Source organism: Haloferax sp. s1 (genome assembly GCF_058382125.1).
The window spans coordinates 1-2,814 of the sequence record NZ_JBZRPK010000303.1; the positions used below are offsets into that span (position 1 = coordinate 1).

The window sequence follows — 2,814 nt, forward strand, 5'->3', positions numbered from 1 at the left end:
CATCGAGAATCGCCGCGGGAACGTCTTTGGGACCGTGTGCTCCTTTCTCCAGTGCGCCCATGTCGGCGGTGGCGCTTGGACCGGTAGCGATAATCGCCGAGGAGTGTCCCGTGCGGAACTCCTCGCCCAGCCACTCGAACGCCTCGGGCATGCCGGGGACGATATCCGATTCCTTGAGAACTGCGACGTGTCGGTCCGCGAACAGACTGACAGGTTCAACGCCGTCAGGTGTGCCCTGCACGACGACGCTCCCGTAGTCCGCAATTCCGATGCCCGCTGCCGTGATGCCGGCGTTCGCCGCTCGGAGGTCTGCGGGAGTCGGGTCGGTGTTCACCCACGACGGAAGTTCGACACCGTCGTACGGAAGTTCGACCCCCACAGTTGGTTCGTCACAAACCTCGTTGAGAACGTCGGCCAGCCCATCGACAGACGTGTGTGTCCAGCCTACTTCGAGTCGTTCGAGAGAGTCCTCGAACGTTGCAACCGTGCCGGTTGACATACGTTCGAATTGCTTGTTCTACATAATCGTTCTTAGGGTTCGAACAGCCAGAGATAGTTAATTATGAAGAATTTGGCGTATCAGGAGAACCACCCAGATGCCTCGTCAGCATCCGGGACCGTACCAGCGGCCGCGCGCTTTCCTGCGGCGGACTTGCTCACCGTGTAGGCCTGTGCGGTGAGGTACATCACCCAGAGGGCGTACCCGCCAGCACCGCTCCCGAGAATCGACGGGGCCGTCTCGAATGCTGCAAGCCCGAAGTTCGTCAGCGACGTCCCGATGAGAAGGACGCTAAAGTAGCCGTAGAATCCCGTCGCCCACCACATTCCGAGAACGCGACCCCATCCGGGTTGGAGATGTTCGGGCAGTCGCGTCGTGTTCATCACGAGAACGAGCGCGGTGTAGGGCCACATCATCACACCCGACATCGCGGCCCCGACGACGAGGAAGAAAAACGGCTCTTGCCCCTCGAACGGTGAGGTGAAAAGCAGGATGATGATGACACCCCAAGCGCAGAACGCGGTGAGGAGTCGCCAGAAGAGTTTCGGAAGGTCCCAGCCAGCCTCGCGCCCGTAGGATTCGTAGAGCGCGTCGGCGCTGTTCCGGACGAACGACTCGACGATGGCGTACTCGGTGGTAAAGAGCGCGACGAAGAGAACAGCGAACACGAGGAACGAACCGAGAGGGCCGAGAAGCGGGACGACATCGCCGAGCCACATCTGAATGGCGTTCGTCGTTGTCCCCGGCGAGTACTGGATGGCGACGCTCATGAGCGCCGGGGCGACGACGAGCAAGCCGAGGACGAACGTCAGGAGATGTTCGAGTTGGACGACCCGCCACCACCCGCGCCACCGACGGAGGTTCGTCACCGTCGGCCGGAACGTAAAGCCGTCGCGTTCGATTGGTTCCGGGTCGTCACCGCGAAGCGGATTCTTCACTCGGCCCTGGTAGTTGCCCATGCCGTATCCCTTCTCGCGCATCCAGAGACTCTGCGAGAGGTTGAGATAGCCGCCCGCGCCCGCGAAGGCGAGACCACCGAGGAATACGGCGATATCGATGCCTTCCGGGAGCGTCCCGACCGACCCCGTGGCGGCGGGAATATCGGCGAACTCGACCCACGACCCGCTCACAGCGACGAGCATCAGGGCCGCGCCGATGGCGACGAACAGCAGGCCGATTTGGAACACTTCGACGACGTTGTACATGACCGACGAAATCTGGTACGAAAGCCAGATGGCGGCCATCAACCCCGCGGCGATGAGCTTCCAGGTAGCGATAGAGAACCCGAAGATAGCAACAGAACCATCCAATCCGAAGGCTGTTGCAGCGACCTGTGCTGCACCGGCGGCCCACCCCGGCCACCCGAGACTGATGAGGCCGCCGATGAGGAACGCCCACGGCCAGTACGTTCTCACGCGCGCGAACGCGCGGAAGATGCTTTCTCCCGTAGCGAGCGTCCAGCGCTGAAGTTCGGTGTTGATGAGAAACTGCGTGAAGATGCCGACGATGAACGCCCAGAAAACGGTCCACCCGAACTGCGCCGTCAAGACGGGCCAAAACAGCGTCTCGCCGCTGCCGAGCGAGGCACCGAGCATGATGGCCGACGGACCGACGACGTGGCCGACACGGGGAACGCGCGGAAGGTCGGTGATACGGAACGACCCGCCGGTTCCCGTTTCAGGGTACTCCTCCGAGTCGGGTGACTCGTCGAGGTCCTCGTATCGAAGCGGGAGGTACCACGTCCCGCGGTACTGTTTTCCTTCGACCTCCGAGGCGTAGACCTCGTCACCACCGGTTACGCCGCCTTTCGGTGTCTGAGTCGAATCCGAAGCACTCGGGTCGGCAGGAGAGTCCGACGCTCCAGCGTCGGGCGAGTCCTCCGGGGACTGTCCCTCCGCGTCAGAATCGGGCTGACGGCCGCTCATCGGGCGACACGCTCCGCGATGGCTCTGTCAACCGGGAAGTCGAGTGACATCGGTGCGTCGGCCGAGACTGTGGCCCGATGCCGTATAAATTCGTAGGGTGGGGGCAGTGTTACGACGCCTGTCTTATCCACCGAGGAAGTGCCAGATGTGTCCGCGTTCTTCCGGCGGGTCGACCCCCGGCAGTTGTTTCAGCGCGGGTTGGATTTCGGTCCACCAGCCCTCGGCCGACTCGAAACCGGCCGGATAGTCGTAGTACACGTCCCGGAGGAAATCCGCCCTCTTCGCCTCCGGGTGGGCGGTCAGGTACACGGAGGCGGCCGAAAACGCATCTCCCCGGGCGCCGGGCCTCGGGCCGCCTCCCGGGAAATCCGCCCCTTCGCTGGCGGTCGG

2 protein-coding genes and 1 pseudogene are annotated in these 2,814 nt (G+C 63.0%); all 3 read right to left on the reverse strand.

The window, feature by feature from the left end:
- Nucleotides 1-499, reverse strand: a 499-nt coding sequence (locus tag QT222_RS03290; RefSeq protein WP_491476298.1) for an LUD domain-containing protein, incomplete at its 3' end; no start/stop codon positions are given.
- A gap of 80 nt (nucleotides 500-579) precedes the next feature.
- Entirely contained in the window at nucleotides 580-2,424 is a 1,845-nt protein-coding gene (locus tag QT222_RS03295; protein ID WP_491476299.1) for an Nramp family divalent metal transporter, read from the reverse strand.
- Nucleotides 2,425-2,547: 123 nt separating this feature from the next.
- Nucleotides 2,548-2,814 (reverse strand): annotated as a pseudogene (locus QT222_RS03300) (helix-turn-helix domain-containing protein); the annotation flags it as partial.

Bases quoted from the DNA above. Each gene is read 5' to 3' on its own strand.
- QT222_RS03295 (WP_491476299.1), bottom strand. From the start codon at position 2,424: ATGAGCGGCCGTCAGCCCGATTCTGACGCGGAGGGACAGTCCCCGGAG.